Genomic DNA, 22267 nt, shown 5'->3' with positions numbered 1-22267 from the left:
GGCACATGAAAAAGAAGAGCTTTTTCGCAAAGCAAATGTGCCTACGATAGCTCTTCCTTGCATAGCCAGCTTGCAGCTCCACGTATGGAACCTATGAGCATATTTTCAATTCCGTTCAAGCGTCGTAGCTAACCAAGTAGGGATGCAGCTGCGTGTTGTAAATTCCGATGCTGTATTCAATGAGATTGCCTTCGCTATCATAGGAGCGCCGCAGCCGTTTGAGCACTGGCGTTCCCGGCTCCACCCCTAGAACGGCGGCGCTCTCCGCTGCTGCCGCCTCTACAAGAAAGCGATCACGGAAGCCTTCCAGCGTGATTTCTTTCTCCTCCAGCCATTCATACAAGGAAGAGAATAATGCACCTTTATCGTTTTCGGCCTGCACCAGTGCGACGCCCGGCGTAATATAATGCTGAAAATGAATATAAGGCTGCTCATCCAGCAAATACAGCCGCTCAATGCGTTGGCAGCTCTCTCCAAACAGCTCCAGCAGTTCAGCATTTGTCTTCGTATTCACCATCTCTGCTCCGAGCAGCCGTTTCTCCATGCGATGTCCCTGTTCCACCAGCAGCTCTGTGAAGCGCTTACCCTTGGATAGTTTGGTGGAGGACGTATTGCGCAGCACGATTGTGCCTACCCCGCTCTTTCTCTCGACGTAGCCTTCTGTGGAAAGCTCACGAATCGCATTGCGCACTGTCATCTTGCTTACTTGAAACTCCTGCTCCAACAACGGCTCCGCCGGGACGAAACTCCCAAGCGGATATACTCCGTGCATGATCCGATCCTTTATAATATTTTTGATTTGCAAATAGAGCGGACCCTTTTTTCGTGAAATGGACACCGAATGTCCCCTACCTTTCCACATCACCTGTCTCGTTATGGATAGCCTTCTCAACTTCCTCGCGCGTGGACAGCGGCGTATCCCCCGGAATCGTGTGGGCCAGCCTTGCAGCTGCCGCTGCAAATTCAACCACTTGCTCCAAAGGAAGCCCGCGCAGCAGGCCGTCTATAATACCACTGGCATACGCATCGCCTGCGCCTAAGCGATCATACACAGAGAAGCTATGCTCTCTGCCCAGAACGAGACGATCATTGCTGTATATAAATCCCTTTAGCGAATGCGTGTTGTCTCCGTTAATGCGCCGATGAGTGCCTGCGATCGTCTGGATATCATACTGTTTCGCCACTGCCGGAAGCAATTCCTGCAACTGCTGCTCCCGCTCAAGTGCAGCTGTCGGCATTCCCAGCACTAGCATGGCATCCTTTTCGTTCATCATAACGATATCCGCAAGCTGAAGCATCTGCTCATAATGACATTTTGCCCGCTCATAACCATCTTTCCCCCACAGCGTCGGCCGATAATTGCAATCAAATACAACCGTCCGTCCCTGTCGCTTCGCTTCCCGAGCAAGGCGGAGCATATTGCTGCGAACCTGATCGTTCATCGCCAGCGTAATACCGCAAAAGTGGAGCACCTCCACCTCTGCGACCGCCGCAGCCAGCTGCTGATCGCCAAACGTTGCCGTATTGAAGCTGCTGCCTAAGCGGTCGTTATACGTGACCTTGCTTGCCCTTGCGCCAAACCCCTTCTCCAAGAAGTACATGCCCAGATACTGTCCCGAGCGCATAATATGGCGGATGGACAATCCCAGCTTGCGCAAGTTCGCTGCCGCCGCCTCGCCCAGCGCATTGTTCGGCAGCGCAGAAATGAGATAAGCCTCATGACCATACCGGGACATCGCCGACAGTACATTGACACCGGTGCCCGAGAAGGAATAGTTAAGCTGATTCTCCTGCGCAAGCGTACTGTAGCCAGGTGTTTCAAGCCTCATCATCACCTCGCCGAACGCAGCAATTTTACTCATATTTGTCCACCAAATGCTTGAGAGACTCTAGCAGCTGTCTCACCTGCTCAGGTCTTGTTTCACCAGTAGCCGAGTCAATAATCGAAGTGTACACATGTGGAATGACTTGAGGCACACCCGCCTTCAGCGCAATTTCCAAGATATCGGAAAAATTATCCATATCAATGCCGCCTGTAGGCTCCAGCGCAAATCCCGCAACTGCGCAGGCCGCAGCCACGGCACGGTACTCCTCCTCGTAGCGCAGCCCGTGCATCGGATAATACTTCAAGGCATTTCCGCCCATATCCCGGACCAACGCAATGGCCGCTTCTACAGGCACAATCGCCTTCTGCTCAAGCTGCGCACTATGGACGCCGGTTGAAATATTCACATAGCCTGCCTTGCCGCATGGAGATACGAGCGCATTAATCCAGCCCGCGCGTTCCTTGAGGTTAGCTCTGGTAGCCCCTACAGCAGGGAAAATCTGATTGATATGCGCGCCCTCGTATTCCCGCACGATCTCCGCCACAACCGCCGCCTGGCGGTTGTCGCCTGCGCCCAGTCCAATCGATACCGCGTCCTCAACATACGCCCCATGCACTCGCATGGCCTCCACAGCCGCTTCGACCGTATTATAGCTTTTGGACAAAATTCCAACCACGACATGCCCTTCTGCCGCAGCGAAAACCTGCTTCGTATTTTCCAATGATCCTGTCAGCACATTAAGTGCCGCCCTGTTTTTGTATAGGCGTTTCTCCAGCTTAGACATGTGTTTCCCCTCCTACAATTTGTTGTATACGCTCAATGATAACTTCAAGATCATCTCCCTGAAGGGAACGCGGGTCCAGATCAAAGTAGCCTTGGCGCACGCCGTAATCCCGCGTATACACCGCAATATCCCCCTCGCGGAGCTGATCGTTCACTTCACCCGCGCCAATGCCCGCGACGGATGCATCCAGCCTAATCCTGCCTCTGAATATGGAGCGTCCTGCTTCATCCTGTACGATAGCCACAGACACTCCCGGCAAATCCGACAGCACCTTCAGTTGCTCTAGCGCCTGTTTCTCCTGCCCGCTTTTATCTTCCTTGACCAGATATTCGTCAAGTGCGGCCAGCAGCCCAAAAACAACCTCCTTGCCTACCTTCATACTGCGGCCGATTCCGTGAAGCTGCATGCGCACCCAATCCACATACGGCCTTCGACCTGCCACAATCCCCGAGGTCGGGCCTTCTATAGCCTTGGAGCCGCTGTAAATGACTAAGTCCGCAAGCTTGACATAGCTATAGAGATCCTCCTCCGCCGCTGCATCCACAATGAGCGGTACCCCATGTCGCTTGGCTACTTGCTGCGCTTCCTCTAGGCCAATCATATTTTTTTGTACGCAATGATGGGATTTGACAAACAGGATAGCCGCCGTGCGCTCGCCAATCGCCTGCTCGAGATGGTCCGCATGTCCCTCGTTTGCGTAGCCAACCTCGACCAGCTTCCCGCCGCCTAAATATATCATCGTTTCGACCGGCACCCCGTATTGGACATTGTGGCCCTTGAACATAATGATCTCGTTTTTCAATATAGGATCCTGATGAAGACGAAGTGCGGCACGCTCCGATCCTCTTGTCACTACAGCCGCAACAGACAACGCGATGCCGCTAGACGCCGAATTAACAACGACCGCTCCCTCTGCACCCATAACTGAAGCGACATGCTCTCCGGAGCGCTTTACCAATTCAGCGATTTCAACATAGCTCTGACCGCCTTGCTTCATCGCTTCCATTACGTTATCCGTCGGTGCGGATACGCCAAGAATGCTCATGCGCCCACTGGCATTCACAACCCGTTTAAGGCCATATTTAGATTGCAATGTACTTGCCATTTACAACTACCCCTTCCGGTCTGATATGCTGCATCCCCATCCGAGTTTCTCCCTCTGAATCTGTCAGGGATACCTCTTCTTCTTGCACTGAAAAAATGGTTAAATTCGCGATGTCACCCTTCTGCATCCGCCCAAGCTCCGGACGCTTCAACCAGCTTGCGGGCATGCTTGTCACCCGTGCAATCGTTTCTTCAAGCGAATAACCAAGAAGAAGAAATTTATCAAGCGTATGCGCCATGCTGTACACAGGCCCGTTCAGCCGATTGCCGCGATAGATATCCGTACTGATTGTGTCTGGTGCAATTCCTGCCGCACGCGCACGCTCTGCCACCTTGAACGAGAAGCTTGCCGTGCCATGGCCGACATCCAGCAGCACACCGCGCTCCATTGCGGCAACAAGCTCGGGTATCGCTCTCCCCTGCTCATTAAACAATCCGTTAGCCTTGCCGTTGAAAGCATGTGTAATCACATCATTGCCGCGCAAATAAGGCAGAATCTCTGTGATGGAAGGCGGCCCCGAGCCGATGTGCAGCATGAGAGGCAAGTCCAGCCGATCAGCAAAGCCGCGAGCCAGGCGCAGCGGCTCAATTCCCTGCTCTTTGACTACACTGCTGCTTACTCTCGCCTTCAAGCCCACAATAAACTTGCCATACCGTTCGGCCGCTTCACGCAGCAGCTGCTCGTTCAACCAGGCCAGCTGCGAGAGCTCATCCGTCCGTGTCAAGCCGATATGCGATACATTCAGCAGGGCAAGCACATTGGTTAGCGCTTTCTGGCTTGCTGCATGCAAACCGCCGATGCGATCAGCTCCGCAGCTGCCCGCATCCACAATTGTGGCAACGCCCTGAGCGATGCCTATCGCATCGATTTCATCTCCATAGGGCTCCAGAGCGGCATCTGCGTGAACATGCAAATCAATCCAGCCGCTGGAAACATAGGCCTCCCTGCCATCCATTCTGCAGCCTGCCGCATTTGCCGGGAGCTGTGGCGCTATATTAATAATCCGCCCGCCGCTGACTACAATCGCCGTCTTCTCGCCTGACAATAGCCTGACATTGTGCAAAATAAAATCCTTCACTTCATTCCTGCCCCTCTCTGGCTCTTTTACCCCATGCCCATTCGAAAAGCTGCTCCAATTATTTTTTCAAAAACAGCTTAACACAATCTAGCATCAAAATAAATATAACGTTATAATGTTTATATGAATGAAGAAAAGGAGCGTTCTTGTGCATCAATTCAAAATAAAAGCAAATACACTGACTCAATACATCAGCAAATATTGGAGCCAATACAAATCTCGCCTGCTGTTCAAATATGCAGCGTCATACATTTTCATGTTTCTGGTTCCGCTTACAGTCGTAACGATCTTTATTTATGAAAATGCAGCCTACAATTTGCGCTCGGAAATCGAGCGGGCCAACCTTAATCAATTGACGCAAGTCAAGCTGACTATTGATGGCCATATGTCTGATCTCTACGAAATCGCCAGCCGTATATCCTATGACGAGCATTTGACTCCCTATATGATGAGCGATCCCTATCGCAGTCGGGAAGGCATTAACACGCTCGCGAGCTACACGGCCAACAGCAGCATTGTGGAGCAGCTCTTTCTCTATTACCATGACAGGGACGAAATATATTCCTATGAAGGCATGACCAATCCGATGACCCTCTTCAACAAGGTATATATCTATCATAATTGGAGCAGCGCAGGTTTATTGAAAGCGCTTAACGACTCCACTGCTCCACTTATTCGTCCCGCCGAGCCTGTCTCCATTTATTCGAGAGAGGAAGCTCTGCTTACATTGCTCATCCCGATCAAACCCAGTGATCCCTACCCGTACGGGTCGGTCATGTTTCTGCTCAAGGAAGCCAAGATTACCGGTCTTATGGACACCATACTTAACCAGTACAAGGGCAACAGCTACATTCTGTCGCCCACCGGCGAGGTACTGACCTCCAATACGAACGGAACAGCGCTCTCTAGGGAAGCACTGACTGACATTGCAGAGCTTGAGACAGGCATACACAGCATCCGTCTGGATGGGGAGACGCAATCCGTTGTAGCGGTCAAATCCACCGAGAACGGCTGGAGCTACGCGACCACTATGCCGACCTACCAGTTCTTTGAAAGCGTGGTCCACATCAAAACGCTGATCATGCTCGTATTTACTATCGCGGCTCTGACCGGCATTGTGGTAGCCATTATTTTGGCGAGACGCCAGTATCATCCGATCAAAAATCTGATAGACTTTGCCAGGCTGCAAACAGGCAGCCGTGATGAAGCGCTCAAGGTACGAAACGAATGGGAATGGATTACCCAGACCTTTCGCGACTATAAGGCGCGTATTCACTGGCAGACGCCGTTTGTCCGCAATCAATGCCTCATGCTGCTGCTGAAGCATGGCAAACCAAACGATCCCGAGATCGAACGAATGATTATGGAGACAGGGCTTGAGCCCCCGAATGCCGGAGTAGCTTATTTCACGGCTGTGCTCTCCTGGGATTCTCCGCCGGAAGACGAACCCCGTCAGCCGGATCATATGCTTCAACTGGAGCTGCTCAGCCAATTGTCATTTCCAGAGCTTGAGATTCAAGTATATGGCGTTGAATTTTCTGTCCGTGACCGTTTTGCGCTTATGGTACTGTTGCCAGACCAAGAGCCCGAACGGCAAGAAGCTGCGATTAACAGCCTTTTTGAGAACATTCGGGCGCTGCTTCTGGAACAGACGGATGCGCTGCCGCATATAGGCGTGGGCACGATATATCCCAGCTTGTCAAAGATCAACCAATCTTTTATAGAAGCCTCGACCGCCCTTGATTATCGGCAGCCGGGAGAGCCGGGCATCACCTTCTTTGATCATCTCCAGAATAAGCAGGCAGTGTCGCAGGCAACGTTCTGGCTGTCCAAAAAAACGATTCTTAGGCTGGAGCAAAGCCTAAAGCAAGGAAACGAGCCGCTGGCACAGTCCATGCTTGCCGGCATGGTGCAGGAAATTAAGCAGGAGTCGCTTTCTGTCCCTATATTGCGACTTATATGCTTCGACATACTCAATACGATGTTACGAACCGCTGCTGATTTGGACATGGGCGACGTGTTTGGCCGCGTGCCTGCGCTCGCTTCCTTTGACACGCTCGAGGAATTCGAGAACAAGCTGGCCGTGCTGGCCGGCGAGGTTTGCAGGCAAGTCAATCATCAGACGGAAACCAGCCAGCCCTCATTGATTGATGATTTGGTTGCCTACGTCGACCAGAACTTTGCTGACTATACGCTGAGCCTTGAGCATATCGCCCTGCGTTTTTCCGTATCCACTTCTTATCTTAGCCGCAGCTTCAAAGAAAAAATGGGTATGAATTTCACTCATTATATTTGGCTGCTGCGCATGAACGAAGTAAAAAGGCTGCTTATCGTTACCAACGACCCGCTCCAAATTATTATTGAGCGGGTCGGCTATCTGGATGCCCCAAACTTTATCCGCAAGTTCAAGAAGGACAGCGGTTTAACCCCGGGGCAATTCCGCAAGCAGCATTGTCAAAGCAATACTCCTTCCTACTAACAGCCCAAACAGACCAGGGGCAAGTGAATGGCCGAAGCCGGATCACTTGCCCCTGCTATCCTGTTATTGCTCCGGCTCGTTCAGAATATACGCTACCAATTCATCCAGCGGCACTGTAGCCAGCGCAATCGCCGTATCGGTCACGCCATAATAAATGTATAACAGCCCATCCTTGACGACATTGCCTGTCGGAAAGATGACATTGGGAATTTGAAAGCCGAACTTCTCATAATAAGCCTCCGGCTCCATAATGAAATGACGGGTACGCGCGATCACCTTCTCCGGGTTTTCCAGATCCAGTAAAACTGCTCCAACACGGTACACAATCTCCTCGTCCACGCCATGATACAGCACAAGCCAGCCCTTGTCGGTCTTAATCGGAGGTGTGGAGCCGCCGATTTTGCGGGATTCCCACTCCGGATTTTCTCCTTTGATAAGCAGCTTCGGCTCCTCCCAATGGATCAGATCATCGGAATAGGTAATCCACATTGCCGCTTTTTCTGTTCCGTACTGCTCGCCCACATATTCCTCCGGCCGGCGAAGCAGAACGAACTTGCCATTAATTTTCTCAGGGAACAGAATGTTGTCCCGATCGTTAATATCCAGCGGCGTAGTATCAGCAACAAACTCCCAATCCAGCAAATTCTGCGATTTCAGAATGGATGAGCGAGTCAGCCAATGCCCCTCCTGCTCCCCCCATCCATCCGGATATTCGGGAATGGATCTGGCAGGCACGCCAGCGCCTGTCGGATAATAACTCATCGCACACGGACGTAGCGCATAATTCAAATAGAAGGTACCGTCAATCTTGACCAGACGCGGGTCCTGTACGCTGCCATAAGGAAAACCGAGCATATCCGGCGTTACAATCGGCTCGTCCTTCACATGGGTGAAGTTCACGCCATCCTCGCTCTCCAGCAAGCCCAAATAGTTTTTGCATGGCGTCAGCGACTCCGCGGTTCTTTCGATCATATAAAATTTATCGTTATCAATGATAACCGCCGGGTTAAAAACCGTTACTTTCCGCCAGTCATATCCTCCCGGCACAACAATCGGGTTGTTCGGATGCCTCGTAATTTGCATGATCTTTCTCCTCCTGCCAGGCGCTCTCCCGCTCGGTAGCCAGTAAGAACTACCGCATTTGGGGAGGTTGCCCAGTTATAATGTTGTCGTTATTTTAATCGTCCTGATCTCAAAAGGCTTGAAGCTCAGCAAGAGCCTATCGCCGCTCATCGTCAAGTCCGCCAGTCGATCCTCCAGAATATTGACCTCGGTTACAGCAAACCGTTCACCGGCGGCAAGCAGCTTTCCGCTTAAGCCGATATTAGCTTCCGAGCGGCCGCCAGCTGATTCATACAGCCGCAATACGATTCCCGTGCCGTCCTCGGCTGGTTTTACCGTATCCAGAATGACCTGACCGCTTGCCAAATCGATCCAGGAATGCTCAAAGCCCAGGCTTTCCTTGGCGATATCGAAAGTAGAACCCGTCTTGATCGCCCGCAATGGCTCATTGAGACCAGCTGCAACACGAACGGTCTGGGCCTGCTGCCAGCTGCCTTCATGCGGATATAGCGCATAAGTGAAAACATGCTCGCCCCGATCGGCTCCCTCATCCGGCCAGCCCGGAGCGCGAAGCAGCGAAAGGCGCAGGACAGCATCCTTAATGTCATAGCCGTACTTGCAATCATTCAGCAGGCTTACGCCATACCCATGCTCAGACAAATCAGCCCAGCGGTGGCCGCATACCTCGAATTGCGCCTGCTCCCAGCTTGTGTTGCGATGGGTCGTGCGCTCCAATGCGCCAAACGGAATTTCATAGGTCGCTTTGCCGCTCACCAACCCAATTGGGAAAGCAGCCTTAAGCAGCTTGTGATTCTCCTGCCAATCGACGTAAGTACGGAATTCGATGCAGCGATCATGAATCGGAATCATCATCTGCTGTCTGATTCGCGACTGGCTCAGTTGCCAATTCAGCTCGATTACGATACGTTCGTCGCTGCGCTCCAGTATGCGCCAGCCCGTCAGCTGCTGCGCGTCTGCGCGTTTGCTCTCGTAGTCATGCGCAATGTCCCATGCATCCCATAGCAGCGGCGTATCATGGAATAGCTGCAATTCGTTGCCGCGCCGCCCTGTCTGCAGCAGCTCGCGATCGCAAGGCTTGTCGTACAAGCGGCTGATAAGCCCTTGTTCATCCAGTTCAATCGTATAATAATCGGTTTCAAATACGCCGATGCCAGTAGATTTATCAGCTTCTGCAGCCTGTTGTTCAACGTGTTGCTGTTCCGCACCTGAGTGCGCATCCTGAGCAGCGCTATCCACCTGGCGCAGCCAGATCGTTTTGCAGCCGAAGGCAGGAATCAATCCCGTCCGCACAGCTAGCTGCCTCGCATCACCCGGCTCCAATGGGGCTTCTATACGACACGGCAGTTCTCCCTCCGCATCATAAGCGGCCAGCTGTTCCATGCCCGGCTGGAGCGGAATATAGACCCATCCATCCCTTGCCCAGCCAAGGCTGTTAAAAGCAACGTAGGCAGCTCCCTCATTCTCCGTTTGCATACGGCCGGCCAGCATCCCCATCGCTTCCTCCAGTGCGGCATTGCCCAGCCTCATAATTTCCCCATACTGCTTGGATGAGGTTTCGTACACCTCCGGAATGGATGTGCCAGGAATAATATCATGAAACTGATTGAGCAGCAGCAGCTTCCAGCCGTCCTCCAGCTGCTGTCCCGCTTGACTTTGGCGCTGCGGATCAAGCAGGCCGGAGAGACTTAGCCATACTTCGGCAGCGCGATACAGCTGCTCGGCTTGACGGTTGCTTCGCTTGTTCTTGGCATGTGTCGTGTAGGTGCCGCGATGCAGCTCCAAATACAAGTCGCCATGCCAATCGGGCAGCTTAACCCCGCTGCTGCTTATTCGATCAAAAAACTGCCGTGCAGTTGAATATTTCGCCTGAGGCTGGCCAGGGATGCAGGCCGAGCGCTCGATATACTCCAGCATTTCATGCGTGACTCCACCGCCTCCGTCTCCATGGCCATACAATAGCATCAGCTCACCGTGCCGGTCCTTCTCTTTATAGGCCTGCCAATGCTCTTGCACATCCTTTGGACGAGTATCCTCGTTCAAACCGTGATTCTGATAAGCAACAATGCTAGTGCCATCAATGCCAACCCAGTTGAACAACGTATGCGGAAACTCATTTGTATCATTCCAGCCAAGCTTGGTCGTCATGAAATAGTCGATTCCGGCCTGCTTAAGCAGCTGCGGCAGCGAAGCGCAGTAGCCAAAGGTATCGGGAAGCCACTCAATCCCTGAGCGCTGACCGAACTCCTCCTCGTAGAATCTTTGGCCAATCAAGATTTGGCGAACAAGCGACTCTCCGCTTGGTATATTGAGATCCGGCTCAACCCACATGCCGCCTACAAGCTCCCAGCGTCCTTCAGCAATCCGCCCCTTTATGTTTTCATACAGCTCCGGGTAGTTTTGCTTAACGAATGCATACAGAATAGGCTGGCTTTGCGAATAATAAAAATCAGGATAACGATCCATCAGCGCACAGACGGTAGAGAAGGTGCGGCTTGCTTTGCGGACGGTTTCCTTTATCGGCCATAACCAAGCAATATCAATATGCGATTGTCCAACCATATGCATCAGTCCGTTATTGCCGCTTGCTTGCTGCGCTGCCTCCGCTGCCATTCTCAGCTTAGCATCCGCCTGCTGGCAAGCGGACACATCAATGAAAGTATCTCTGCCCGGCTCATACAGGCTGTCGATAGCTTCCTCCAGCGCCAAGATTAGCTGGGTTCGCTGCAGGTTTCCATCTGGAAGCAACGCAGCCGACTCCTGTACCGCACGTACAGTAAAAAGCAGCTGGTAGACTGGCCAATTGACCTGTACCAGCGAGACCGAAACGCCGTTAATCGGCGGCTTTTGTCTCGATTGCCGGTTAAGCGGATCTACCGGCTCAGGGATTGGGTCGAACAGCTCAATCTCCATATCAAGTACGTCGCCCGCTTGATAAGTTTGCGGCAGCGGCACAAACCAATGATTGCTGTCCAGACCGTGATAGGGTGCTCCGCTCAGTCGCAGCAAGCCTTCGCCTCCGCCATCATACAGAAGGGCGGCGTCTCCCGCCTGCCAATTTTCTGGCCATGCAACCTGATGACGCAGCATATAGGTTGTGCCATGCCCTTCATTAAGCTGGGCAAGATCGGTCGACGCCCAGCCTTCCGAAATAGGCTCATAGACGCCGGGCTCGATATAGCGCAGCTTATTCAATTGCCAATGGGTCAGCTGGATCTGCTCCACCCATTGCCGCTGTTCCAGCCAGCGGACAAAACGATGAACGGATTTCAAGATGATCTTCCCTCCAAGCTGACGCGCAGCGGCGCCTCCAGATAATGCACGCTGCTGGACCCGACCATAATCGTGAAATCGCCGTCCTCAACAATTCGCTGCAGCTGCTGGCCGACAAATTCCAGCTGTTCTCTTCCAATGACGAAGCGTACCTGCTTGCTCTCTCCCGGCTCCAGCCAGATTTTACAGAAGCCCTTGAGCATTTTTTGCGGACGAGTAACCGTGGCGGCATGATCTGTCACATATAGCTGCACAACCTCATGCCCGGCCATTTGGCCGCTATTACGCACTTTTACAACCGCCGCCGCATAACCATCTTCGCCCGCGGCGGCATCCTCGATTTGCAGCCCCGAGTATTCAAAGCTTGTATAGCTAAGCCCGTAGCCAAACGGATATTGGGCCTCAAAGTCCATTTCCAGGTAACGTTTGCCCCGTGTACGGCGCTTGTAATAGTAGACTGGCAATTGTCCGACATGTCTAGGAATGCTTACTGTCAGTTTGCCAGATGGATTAACGTCACCAAGCAGAATATCGGCAAGAGCATGTCCGCCCTCCTGCCCCGGGTACCAGGCCTCAACAATCGCGTCGGCCTGATCCACTATCCATGGCTCGACAATCGGACGGCCGTTTATATAAACAACGATAAGCGGCTTGTCCAGCTTACGAAGTTCTTTCACCAGTTCCAGCTGTGAGCCGAGTAGGTTTAACGTCATTCTGTCAATGCCTTCTCCGCACTCCATTTCGCTCTGCGCGTTGTCGGTCACTACAGCTGCGCCCGTCACCAGATCGATGGTTCCCTCGCCAAAGTCCCGGGCGCTTGAACCTCCGATTGCCACAATAACGGCGTCAGCCTGCCGTGCACATTCAATCGCAGTTGCGAAACCCTCCCGTGCCTCTTCCTTAATGCGGCAGCCGGGAGCATACAAAACCCGATCCTCGCCTAGCGCAGCTCGCACACCATCCAGAAGGGTTGCTATTTGTCCTTCCTCCTGAGGCGAGGTATAGTCTCCCAGTTGATTATATGGAGCATTAGCATTAGGGCCAATCACAGCAACCTTGCCTATATTCTTATTCAGCGGCAAAGTTTGCCGCTCATTTTTCAACAGTACAATTCCTTCAGCCGCCATTTTGCGAGCCAGCTGCTTGTGCTCCAGACTGCCGATAACCTGCGCTGCCTTTGCTGGATCGACCGTGGGACGGTCAAACAATCCCAGTTCAAACTTCAAGCGCAGCACTCTCAGAACCGCTTTGTTCAGCGTCTCCTCGCTCAATAGCCCCTGTTCAATTGCGGCCAGCAGATGCTTGCTGAACATCTCTCCCGACATCTCCATATCCGTTCCGGACTCCAGCGCCAGCTTAACCGCTTCCTCGCCGCTTGCTGCGACATTATGCCCGTTAACAAGCATTCCAAGCGCACCGCAATCCGTAATGACAAAGCCGTCAAATCCCCACTCCTGCCGCAGCACCTCGTTAAGCAGATAGGGATTGCTTGTGCATGGAATACCGTCAATCTCATTGTAAGCCGTCATAATGGAGCGCGCGCCGGCCTCTACCGCCTTACGAAAAGGCAGCAAATCGACCTCATGCAGCTCGCGCAGCCCCATATGCGCGGGCTGTGCGTTGCGCCCGCCTTCTGTGCTGCCATAACCTGCAAAATGCTTGAGCGTTGCAAGCAGACTGTTCTCGTCAGCAAGATTCTCGCCTTGCAGGCCTTCAACTGCCGCAACTGCATACTCGGAAATGAGATAAGGGTCCTCGCCAAAGCATTCCTCTGTGCGGCCCCAGCGCGGATCGCGAACAACATCAAGCACCGGCGAGTAAGTCACGGCGCCTCCCTGACTGCGTGTTTCAAGGGCAACCGCACGGCACATCTCTTTGTACAGCTCTACGTTCCAGGAGCTTCCAAGCAGAATGGGTACAGGGAATACCGTCGCTCCGATCGCCATATGTCCATGCGAGCATTCCTCGCCGAACAGCACCGGAATCCCGAGGCGGGAATGCTGCATCGCATATGCCTGAATTTCATTGATGGCCTTGGCCCCCTGCTCGGGTGACAGTCCTGTGGCAAGCGTAACTTCTGTCCAGGGATCTGCTCGCAGCACGCCATACAGCGAACCCACCGCTCCTTGCCGCAGCTGCTCCTTGAACTCGTCTGTCAGGCGAATGCTTCCATCCTCCTGCTTCTCATAGCACTTCCAGCCAAAAGGCTGTATTAATTGTCCGATTTTTTCGGGAAGCGTCATGCGGGCGATCAGATCCTGTGCTTTCCTCCCCGCCTCAGCCTGCCTGTTGTCTTTGTCCACCTGGAAGCACACCTCCCCTAAATGATCAGATTTCATGCCATATGCCGGCTGCGGATGGAGCCGCAGCCGGCGAATGCAGTCTATCTGGATTGTTTTTTGTCTGATAGCTTTGGTTCGCTCGGACTAGCTGTTTAAGCTCTAATCGTTAGCTTTGCTTCCATCTGTCATACGCGGCCTGATAGATTTCACTCATGCGATCGCCGCCCATTTTGGTAACAGTAGCAACATATTTCTCCCAATTGTCAAACGTATCGGCGCCCGTAATGAATTTGGCTTCCATTTGACGTACATACGTAGTCAGATCCGAGGTCAGCGTCGTTACCTCAGCTTGCTCTTCTGCTGTGAGGAATAAAGTCGGGTATGGTATCCGTGAGCCTTTATCCAATAGCTTGGTCTTGGATTCATTCATCACCCACTCATCAAATTCGGTAGTCAATCCTAGTTGAATTTCAGGAATCGAAATCGTTGGCGCTGGAATACCGTAGTTCGGCGTCAGCGTTGCGCGATAATCTTCGCGGTCTCCGCCGCCAGGAACCGGCAAATATTTCTTGGTCAAGCTGTCGCGATCCGTATACTCCCACAAAACGCCCTCAGGCCCTTTGTTGAATAGCATCGCACCCTCATATCCATAAATGTAGTCCACCCAGCGCATCGAAGCTTCAGGATAAGCGTTGGTTTTGGAGATGGCAAAAGCTCCTGTCGTTACGCCCTTGCTTTTGGCGATGACAGCCTTGTCCACCTTTTCACTCTTGACCGGCAAGAACATTGGATCATCCATGCTCGGTTCGCCGCCCAAGGTCATGTAGGCATTCCAATCGGAGAACAGCGCGACCTGATTGTTTTGGGCCTTGGCTTTTTTCTGCTCCGCCGTCTGCGAGAACGTTTCATGATCCAGCAGATCCTCCGTCCACAGACGGTTCAGGAAGATTAAATATTCCTTATAACCATCCTCAACTGGCGTGTAATGAACGACATCGCTATCGTCAACATAGATTTCTTCCTCGTAAATACCATAGGCGCCAAGCAGCCAAGTGCGAATATCACGCAGATTGACGGATGACAACGGCACCTCGTCGGCAGCTCCGTTTTTGTTCGGGTCTTCTTCCTTTACGCGCTTGAGGTACGTATACAGTTCCTCTGTTGTTTCCGGCAGCTTGTCATAGCCAAGCGCCTTCAGAAAATCGCCGTTATACCACATCGGATTGCGGTACCACGGCTGATTGAACTCGATAACCGGCAAGGAATAAATATGGCCGTCCGGCGCCGTAATGGACTTGCGCACCTCTGGATTATCCTCTAATACCTTTTTGACATTTGGAGCGTAGTTTTCAATCAGATCCTCAAGCGGAATGAGAATTCCCTGCTCGCCGTAATTCATTTGCTCCGCTGGGGTAAGCCCCGCAGCGTAGAATACATCCGGATATTCACCGCTGGAGAAAATAAGGTTTTTCTTCGTATCAAAGCTTTCCTTCGGTGCATTGTTAAAAACCATCTTAATGTTCGTACGTTTCTCCATTTCCTTCAGGACGTCCATGTCCTTCCAGTTCTGAATGCCGACATCAGGCGCTGTCAGTGTCAACGAAATCTGCTCGTTCACAATGGGCAAGCCTTCCTTGGCCACCACTACCTCAACCTCTGCCTCTTCCTTGGCCTTGTCATTAGACGTTCCGCAGCCCGCCAGCAAGCCGGCCACTAGAGCGGCAGACAAAAGCACTGCTGCGCCTTTTTTCTTGTTCTGCATCGTAAATCCTCCCTTTTTTGTCTAATCATAACGCTATAACAAATGATTGCGAAATAGCTGGCCTTGCCTGCGCAAAGCCCATACCCGCATGCATCTACTACCATTTTGGTAAAAGTGATTCTAGCCTTTGACCGAACCAATCATGACCCCTTGAACAAAATAACGCTGCAAAAACGGATATAAAGCGACAATCGGCAAGGTAGATACGATAATAACCGCATATTTGACCAATGAGGCAATTTCGGCTTTGTTGTTCATGGCTTGGGCAATATCGCCGCTGATGGCCGCCCCCGTCGTTTCCGCCGACATCTCCTGCAGCACCAATATTTGGCGCAGCACCATTTGCAGAGGATATTTCATTTCATCATTCAGGTAGATAAGAGCCGGAAAATAGCTGTTCCAATGGCTGACGCCATAGAATAAGGCCATAACGGCAATAATCGGAGCGGACAATGGCAGCACGATTTGGAAGAACAACCGCAGATTCGTACAGCCATCCATATGCGCAGCCTCCTGCAGCTCCTTCGGAATCGTGGAATGGAAGAATGTTCTGGCCACAATAATATTCCATACAGATGCCGCAACAGGGAGAATTAATGCTCCTATCGAATTAATCAGCCCCAGATTCTTGACTGTCAGATAGAGGGGGATTAAGCCGCCATTAAAAAACATCGTGACGAGAAACATCGCCATAAAAAAGTTGCGTCCCACAAAGTCGGAGCGACTGAGGGCATAGGCTGCCGGCAAAGTGACTGCCAGATTCAGCAATGTACCAACTACGGTATAGAGAAGCGTGTTGCCGTAACCGTTCCATATTTTGGGGTTAGAGAAAACAAGCTTATAGCCATCCAATGTCAGACCTTTGGGCAGCAGCCACATTTCCCCCGAATTGACGAACTTTGGCGTACTGATCGAAGCGCTGACGATATAGATAAGCGGATAGAGCACAACAATGAGCGCAAGCGCCAAATACAAATAGTTTGCTGCCAGAAACAGCTTGTCCGAGGTGGATTCCCTCATCGACTTCACCATCTTAAACCTCTCCTTTCCTTTACCATAAGCTTGTGGCACTTGTACGTTTGGCAATTTGGTTCACCGTAATCAGCATGAGAGCATTAACAATTGAATTGAACAGCCCTACGGCTGTTGAGAAGCTGTATTGTGCGCTTACAAGACCCGTTCGGTAAACAAAGGTCGAAATGACATCTGAGCTTTCCAGATTCAATGAGTTTTGCAGCAGTAAAATCTTCTCATAACCTACACCCAAAATATTGCCCGTATTCAAAATAAGCAGGATCGTAATGGTCGGTATAATGGTTGGCAGGTTAATATGAAGCATCCGTTTAAATCTGCTTGCTCCATCCATAATGGCTGCTTCGTGCTGCTGCGGATCAACCGCTGACAGCGCTGCCAAATAAATGATCGTTCCCCATCCCGTATTCTGCCATACGCCGGAAATGACATAGACCGTCTTAAACCAAGCAGGATCATTAAGAAACTGCGGCGCATCGATGCCAAGCGCCTCAAGCCCGCGGATAAGCATCCCGCTTGACGGAGAAAGGAATGAAATGATCATTCCGGTCATGACAACGATCGAAATGAAGTGCGGTGCGTAAGTAATCGTTTGCACACTTTTCTTGAAATAGCCGTTGCTGATTTCATTAAATGCCAAGGCCAGAATGATTGGCAGCGGAAAGCCGAGGGCCAGCTCATAAAAACTGATGCTCAGCGTATTCCAGAGCAAATCCCAAAAATAATGCGAATTAAAAAAACGTTCAAAGTGCTGAAAGCCAACCCACTCACTGCCAAAAACACCCTTGGACGGAATGAAATTTTTAAATGCAATTTGAATTCCGTACATCGGACCATAGTGGAATACCGCAAAATATACAAACGCGGGAAGCATAAATAAGTACAATTCCCAGTTTTGCATCATTCGCTTGACGATCCCGCCTGACGCTCGCAGCGGAGGCGTTCGTAAAGCTTGCTGTCCTTTACTGTTCATTTTTGAAGCCCCTTTCCTGTTCCTGTACCGCTCTGCACCAAATTATAGGCGGGTATCTAGCCAGGATAAATATGTCGTATCTGAAGCAAGCGAAAAAAAAGGCCAAACCCTTTATGTTACTGGGTTTGACCGAGTGCCAAAGCAAATTCGACATGCCTGCAGCAAAGCGCTGTAAGCGCTTTTGTGTTGTTTTTGAACCCGTTTTCCGACCTGCAAATTATACATATTGCCGTCCTGATGACCTTGTGACATCCTGTTGGGTAAGTCAAGTAAGGACATGACCAACTTTCAGGAGGCTAATAAAATGACATTGCCAAATTCGATTACAATTTTTCTAGAGGAAGCCGACAAGCGTCTGGCCCATCGTCCCAAGCTGCAGCAACTATTTCGCAATACGTTTCCTAACACGCTAGAAACAACAACCAAATTATTGGATGACGGTACGACGTTTGTATTCACTGGAGACATACCCGCCATGTGGCTGCGTGATTCTACCGAGCAGGTTCGCCATTATATTCCGTTTGCCAAAAACGACGAGCAACTGCAGCGCATCATCGGCGGTTTAATCGCCAGACAAATCTTCTATATCAATATTGACCCGTACACCAATGCTTTTAATGAAACGGCAAGCGACCGCCATTATCGCGACACCGACGACTGCAATTTGAATCCATGGATGTGGGAGCGAAAATACGAGCTGGATTCGCTTTGTTTTCCCGTTCAGCTTATGTACTCTTATTGGAAGGAAGCGGAACAAACCGAAATATTCACCCATGAATGTTATCAGGCCCTCACCTCCATCGTCGAAGTAATGATCACGGAGCAGCGTCATCAAGAGCGTTCGAATTACCATTTTATCAGGCAGACCAAACAAGAAACAGAAACTCTGCCAAACGATGGACGCGGCATGCCTGCCAACTATACGGGCATGACATGGTCAGGCTTCCGTCCAAGCGATGATGCCAATGTGTTTGGCTATAACATCCCTTCGAATATGTTCGCTGTCGTTGTGCTAGGCTATATTATTGAAATCGCAACCGAGATTTATAAGGATGAGCGCCTTGCAGAGCGAGCAGACAAGCTGCGTAGAGAGATCGATTTCGGCATTCGGCATTACGGTATTGTGAACCACCCGACTCATGGTCCAATCTATGCCTATGAAACAGATGGCTTCGGCAATTATTGCCTGATGGATGACGCGGGGACACCAGGGCTTATCTCCATCCCTTATATCGGTTATGTAGGCACGGACGATCCGATTTATCAGAATACGCGCCGCTTTGCCCTTAGCTTTGATAATCCGTTCTACTTTGAGGGCAAGCATGCCAAAGGCATTGGCAGCCCCCATACCCCTGGCGGCTATGTATGGCATATGGCACTCTCGATGCAGGCATTGACCTCTGATAATGACGAGGAGATCAAAGAGCTGATTCAAGTGCTGATGGATACGGACGCCGATACGGGCTTTATGCATGAGGGCTTCCACCCGGATAACCCGGCTGACTTCTCCCGCGAATGGTTTGCTTGGTCCAATAGCTTGTTTGCAACCTTGATTGTCAAGGCGATGGACAAAAATATCATTTAAATTTATAAGCTGCCACGCTGGGACCAACTTCATGAAAGTGATGCGAAAAAAGGTTGAATTCGCCCTGTAAGATCAGGCGAATTCAACCTCTTTGTTACTTTTTGTTACGATTTATCATCGTTAGCAAGCTGAGCCTGGGCTTGACGGATCATTTCCCGCACCATGGAACCGCCAATTTTACCGCCAATATGGCCAGCTGATTCCGTACTTAAATCACCATTGTCGCCAGGCTGCAGTGGTATGCCCAGTTCCTTGGCCACTTCATATTTCACGTCATCCGGACGATTCGGGTCAACCGCATAGCCTTCACGCCTCATTACATCCGCCTTGAAATTCCGCATCTCTTGTTCAATCCCCGGCACCGCATACCGCCGTCTTCTTGCCATTATGATGCACTCCTTTGATGCTTTTCCTCTAAGATGCGCTAAAGCTTGTTCTTTAATCCGTATCTTTGACATTCCGTTTTTATTCTTTTAATGCGTTATTTTTACGATAATCATCAGGTGTAATGCCGAACCTTGCTTTAAAAACCCGATAAAAATATTTATCGTCTTTGAATCCTACTTTACCGGCAATTTCGTAAACCTTCATATCCCCATTTTCAAGCATTTGAATCGCTTTCTTTAACCGAATTTCTGTTAAATATTTGGTAAATGACACGCCTAAATGATCTTTAAGTATTTTGCTCAGATAATTTGGGCTGAAAAAAATCTGCTGAGCGGCAGAGTCCAAGGAGAGATCTTCCATGTAATGATTGTCTATATAGCTGATGCATCTTTCGACAATCGTCGCATGTTTCCTGGTTCGGCAGCTTTGAAGAATCGTCATAATTTGCTGGAGAATATCAAGAAACTCCTTCTTGCAATCAAGAAATGTTGCGCATGCAGTAATTCGTTTCTCGATTTCGGCCAGTGTACTCCGATAATCTTCCTCGCTCAGAAAGTCTTTAATTACAGTCGCGATATTATAAATGAGATACACGATTGATTTCTGCCATTGCTTAGGATAAGGCAGGCCTTCTTCCAAAGTCCTATGAAACACCTCGTCCGTATGCTGAATAATCAGCTCTGTTTTCGATGCTCGAATGCAATCTTTGAATACTGCTGCAGCCTCTAAGAAATCGTAGTGCATCGGTTTCATTCGGCCTGCCAGCTCACGATAGTAAAACACCTGATCGTCAGTGAGAAAATACCGAAATTCGGCTGCCTCCAGAGCTTCTCTATACGACTTCGCTGCGCTTAAATAAAAATCAGATCCAACTTCCCCGACTCCTACGGTCACATTGAGATTATATCGTTCCGACAGTTGACGGCAATAATTCTGAATATATTCATTCAAACTATTCAATAGGATAGCTGGACTATCGTCTGTCATTATGGTGATGATGATCCGCTTATCCTCCGGGGGAAAAAAGGACAGCACTCTGCCGTTAAAGCCAGTGTGAGTCGAATATTGATCCGGCATTAAATCCCTAATTTCCCCCATTCGTTCTAAGGACAAGGGTTCCGCATGTAATTCAACCAGTCTAGTCACGAATACAGCCCCATACATGCCAAGAGAATATTGCTGCTGAATCTCTTGAAGTTGAGCGCCGGTAGTCGCATTTCCGAGAATCCACTCCTGAAGCAAGTGCTCAAAGTATACATTGAGATTGCTGTCCAGTTGCCTCTTCATATTTTCCTGTTCAATGTTTTGCTGCTTTTCCTTGAGGATGGTTTCCTTGACCTTATCCAGCATCTGCGCGATGCTCTCTTCCTTGACGGGCTTCAGCAAATAATCGAACGCACCTAATTGAATCGCTCTCTGCGCATATTCAAAGTACCGGTATCCGCTTAATATAATAATTTTACAATCGGGTGCAATCTCCTTCATGTGCTCGATAAACCCAAACCCGTCCATGATCGGCATTCTGATATCCGTAATGACCATATCGAAGGCATGCAACCGCGCAAGCTCCAGAGCCGCCATGCCGTTGCCTGCCTCCATGACTTCACCATCCGGCAGAGCCTCCCGCATCATCTTGCCAAGCACTCTGCGCTGAATAGCTTCATCATCGACTACCATTATTCTGTTCATGGAGCATTCACCTACCACATCGGTTTTAACAGGGAAAACTCTTCCAAGGCGCTATCATGCGAACCAAATCCTTCAGTCAAAGATCTTTCTTCACCCTATCTTAACCTTTTATTCCCGAGCTAGTAATCCCTTGAACATAGTATTTTTGCAGAAACAAAAATAATATAATAATCGGAATCGTCGTGAAGGTAAGCGTGGCCATAATCTGACCGTAATAGATTGGTGGTAACGTAAAAAAGGTCTGTATACCCAATTGGACATTTCGCATTGACTCGCCTGTAGTAACAAGGATGGGCCACATGAAATCGCCCCAGTGGCTGATGAAGTCCAGAATAAAGACCGTAGCAAATACCGGTCCAGACAAGGGGACGACAATACTCGCAAAACTTCTCATCGCAGTAGAACCGTCGATTGACGCCGACTCCAGAATCTCATTCGGAATATCCATAAAAAACTGGCGGAACATAAAAATACTGAAGCAGTTCGCCACGAACGGGACAATCATAGCCAGCCAGGTATCGACCCAATGGAGGCTATTCACGATAAAGTACAGCGGCATTAGAATGCTTTCAAAGGGTACAATCAACAAGGCGATAATAACCGTGAGAGTGACATCCTTGCCTTTGAATTCCAGTTTGGCAAGCGCATAACCGCAAATCGAGTTGACTACAAGGCCGCTAATAGAAATAATCGAAACATAAAACAAACTGTTAGACAAATATTTCATCATAGGTATCCGATTGAATGCGTCAATGTAATTATCAAAGGTGAGATTTATCGGAATGAGCGATTTAATTGAGCTCAAGTCTGCAAAGATCTGATTTTCAGGTTTTAATGAGGATACCACCATCCATAGCAGCGGGGTAATGAAGAGCAGAGCGATTAGCATGTTGACTATATTCAATAGCAAGTTCGTTCTCTTGAAGGACATG

The 22267-nt window shown here is 50.3% G+C and carries 16 protein-coding genes; 2 read left to right on the top strand and 14 right to left on the bottom strand.

Translation table 11 applies throughout. The annotated features are described in order from the left end of the window. Positions 1–115: 115 nt before the first annotated feature. Genes FHS16_RS27895 through FHS16_RS27875 form a run of 5 tightly spaced genes read right to left on the bottom strand, consistent with a single transcriptional unit; the run spans position 116 to position 4793 of the window. Positions 116–862 (bottom strand): GntR family transcriptional regulator, encoded by a 747-nt coding sequence (locus FHS16_RS27895; RefSeq protein WP_183570428.1) that lies wholly within the window; start codon positions 860–862, stop codon positions 116–118. Continuing rightward, entirely contained in the window at positions 849–1862 is a 1014-nt protein-coding gene (locus tag FHS16_RS27890; RefSeq protein ID WP_183570426.1) for a sugar kinase, read from the bottom strand. Before FHS16_RS27890 ends, FHS16_RS27895 begins: the two co-directional genes overlap by 14 nt. Then, entirely contained in the window at positions 1855–2610 is a 756-nt protein-coding gene (gene dagF, locus FHS16_RS27885) for a 2-dehydro-3-deoxy-phosphogluconate aldolase (RefSeq protein ID WP_183570424.1), read from the bottom strand. Before dagF ends, FHS16_RS27890 begins: the two co-directional genes overlap by 8 nt. After that, positions 2603–3715, bottom strand: a complete 1113-nt coding sequence (locus tag FHS16_RS27880) for a DgaE family pyridoxal phosphate-dependent ammonia lyase (protein WP_183570422.1) — start codon at positions 3713–3715, stop codon at positions 2603–2605. The genes dagF and FHS16_RS27880 overlap by 8 nt, the downstream gene beginning before the upstream one ends. Then, positions 3693–4793 carry an amidohydrolase/deacetylase family metallohydrolase gene (locus FHS16_RS27875; RefSeq protein ID WP_183570420.1) on the bottom strand — a complete coding sequence of 367 codons (1101 nt, stop codon included), beginning with the start codon at positions 4791–4793 and terminating at the stop codon, positions 3693–3695. The genes FHS16_RS27880 and FHS16_RS27875 overlap by 23 nt, the downstream gene beginning before the upstream one ends. Positions 4794–4941: 148 nt before the next feature. Here FHS16_RS27875 and FHS16_RS27870 point away from each other — a divergent pair, with 148 nt between their 5' ends. Beyond that, positions 4942–7272: a helix-turn-helix domain-containing protein gene (locus FHS16_RS27870; RefSeq protein WP_312891106.1), complete on the top strand. Its 2331-nt coding sequence runs from the start codon at positions 4942–4944 to the stop codon at positions 7270–7272. A 63-nt stretch (positions 7273–7335) separates the two neighbouring features. On the opposite strand, the gene FHS16_RS27865 is transcribed toward FHS16_RS27870, so the two are convergent. The 6 genes from FHS16_RS27865 to FHS16_RS27840 all read right to left on the bottom strand — a co-directional run bounded on the left by FHS16_RS27865 (position 7336) and on the right by FHS16_RS27840 (position 17674). Then, a complete protein-coding gene (locus FHS16_RS27865; protein ID WP_183570416.1) occupies positions 7336–8355 on the bottom strand; it encodes a glycoside hydrolase family 130 protein in 1020 nt (339 codons plus the stop codon). Between the two features lie 75 nt (positions 8356–8430). Next, on the bottom strand, positions 8431–11625 hold the full coding sequence (locus FHS16_RS27860) for an alpha-mannosidase (protein WP_183570414.1): 3195 nt from the start codon (positions 11623–11625) through the stop codon (positions 8431–8433). After that, positions 11622–13868 carry a glycoside hydrolase family 3 N-terminal domain-containing protein gene (locus FHS16_RS27855; protein ID WP_246432006.1) on the bottom strand — a complete coding sequence of 749 codons (2247 nt, stop codon included), beginning with the start codon at positions 13866–13868 and terminating at the stop codon, positions 11622–11624. The genes FHS16_RS27860 and FHS16_RS27855 overlap by 4 nt, the downstream gene beginning before the upstream one ends. Before the next feature lie 205 nt (positions 13869–14073). Next, positions 14074–15669 (bottom strand): type 2 periplasmic-binding domain-containing protein, encoded by a 1596-nt coding sequence (locus FHS16_RS27850; RefSeq protein ID WP_183570410.1) that lies wholly within the window; start codon positions 15667–15669, stop codon positions 14074–14076. Positions 15670–15789: 120 nt separating this feature from the next. Further along, complete coding sequence (locus FHS16_RS27845; RefSeq protein WP_183570408.1) at positions 15790–16701, bottom strand: carbohydrate ABC transporter permease; 912 nt, start codon at positions 16699–16701, stop codon at positions 15790–15792. A 19-nt stretch (positions 16702–16720) separates the two neighbouring features. Continuing rightward, a complete protein-coding gene (locus FHS16_RS27840; RefSeq protein ID WP_183570406.1) occupies positions 16721–17674 on the bottom strand; it encodes an ABC transporter permease in 954 nt (317 codons plus the stop codon). Positions 17675–17978: 304 nt separating this feature from the next. Between FHS16_RS27840 and FHS16_RS27835 the strand changes: the two genes are divergently transcribed. Next, positions 17979–19259 carry a glycoside hydrolase family 125 protein gene (locus FHS16_RS27835; RefSeq protein ID WP_183570404.1) on the top strand — a complete coding sequence of 427 codons (1281 nt, stop codon included), beginning with the start codon at positions 17979–17981 and terminating at the stop codon, positions 19257–19259. Between the two features lie 104 nt (positions 19260–19363). On the opposite strand, the gene FHS16_RS27830 is transcribed toward FHS16_RS27835, so the two are convergent. From FHS16_RS27830 to FHS16_RS27820, 3 genes are all read right to left on the bottom strand, one after another. Continuing rightward, complete coding sequence (locus FHS16_RS27830) at positions 19364–19645, bottom strand: alpha/beta-type small acid-soluble spore protein (protein WP_183570402.1); 282 nt, start codon at positions 19643–19645, stop codon at positions 19364–19366. Positions 19646–19724: 79 nt separating this feature from the next. After that, entirely contained in the window at positions 19725–21335 is a 1611-nt protein-coding gene (locus FHS16_RS27825; protein ID WP_183570400.1) for a response regulator, read from the bottom strand. A gap of 100 nt (positions 21336–21435) precedes the next feature. After that, entirely contained in the window at positions 21436–22266 is an 831-nt protein-coding gene (locus tag FHS16_RS27820; RefSeq protein ID WP_183570398.1) for a carbohydrate ABC transporter permease, read from the bottom strand. Position 22267 lies beyond the last annotated feature (1 nt).

The organism is Paenibacillus endophyticus (assembly GCF_014192395.1).
In the GTDB taxonomy this organism is placed as follows: domain Bacteria; phylum Bacillota; class Bacilli; order Paenibacillales; family Paenibacillaceae; genus Pristimantibacillus; species Pristimantibacillus endophyticus.
This window is presented reverse-complemented; position numbering and strand designations above follow the sequence as displayed.

Excerpts from the sequence above, each read along its gene's own strand:
- FHS16_RS27895 (WP_183570428.1), bottom strand. The coding sequence starts at position 862 with ATGTGGAAAGGTAGGGGACATTCGGTGTCCATTTCACGAAAAAAGGGT.
- FHS16_RS27890 (WP_183570426.1), bottom strand. The coding sequence starts at position 1,862 with ATGAGTAAAATTGCTGCGTTCGGCGAGGTGATGATGAGGCTTGAAACA.
- dagF (WP_183570424.1), bottom strand. The coding sequence starts at position 2,610 with ATGTCTAAGCTGGAGAAACGCCTATACAAAAACAGGGCGGCACTTAAT.
- FHS16_RS27880 (WP_183570422.1), bottom strand. The coding sequence starts at position 3,715 with ATGGCAAGTACATTGCAATCTAAATATGGCCTTAAACGGGTTGTGAAT.
- FHS16_RS27865 (WP_183570416.1), bottom strand. The coding sequence starts at position 8,355 with ATGCAAATTACGAGGCATCCGAACAACCCGATTGTTGTGCCGGGAGGA.
- FHS16_RS27855 (WP_246432006.1), bottom strand. The coding sequence starts at position 13,868 with ATGACGCTTCCCGAAAAAATCGGACAATTAATACAGCCTTTTGGCTGG.
- FHS16_RS27850 (WP_183570410.1), bottom strand. The coding sequence starts at position 15,669 with ATGCAGAACAAGAAAAAAGGCGCAGCAGTGCTTTTGTCTGCCGCTCTA.
- FHS16_RS27845 (WP_183570408.1), bottom strand. The coding sequence starts at position 16,701 with ATGGTGAAGTCGATGAGGGAATCCACCTCGGACAAGCTGTTTCTGGCA.
- FHS16_RS27840 (WP_183570406.1), bottom strand. The coding sequence starts at position 17,674 with ATGAACAGTAAAGGACAGCAAGCTTTACGAACGCCTCCGCTGCGAGCG.
- FHS16_RS27835 (WP_183570404.1), top strand. The coding sequence starts at position 17,979 with ATGACATTGCCAAATTCGATTACAATTTTTCTAGAGGAAGCCGACAAG.
- FHS16_RS27830 (WP_183570402.1), bottom strand. The coding sequence starts at position 19,645 with ATGGCAAGAAGACGGCGGTATGCGGTGCCGGGGATTGAACAAGAGATG.
- FHS16_RS27825 (WP_183570400.1), bottom strand. The coding sequence starts at position 21,335 with ATGAACAGAATAATGGTAGTCGATGATGAAGCTATTCAGCGCAGAGTG.
- FHS16_RS27820 (WP_183570398.1), bottom strand. The coding sequence starts at position 22,266 with ATGTCCTTCAAGAGAACGAACTTGCTATTGAATATAGTCAACATGCTA.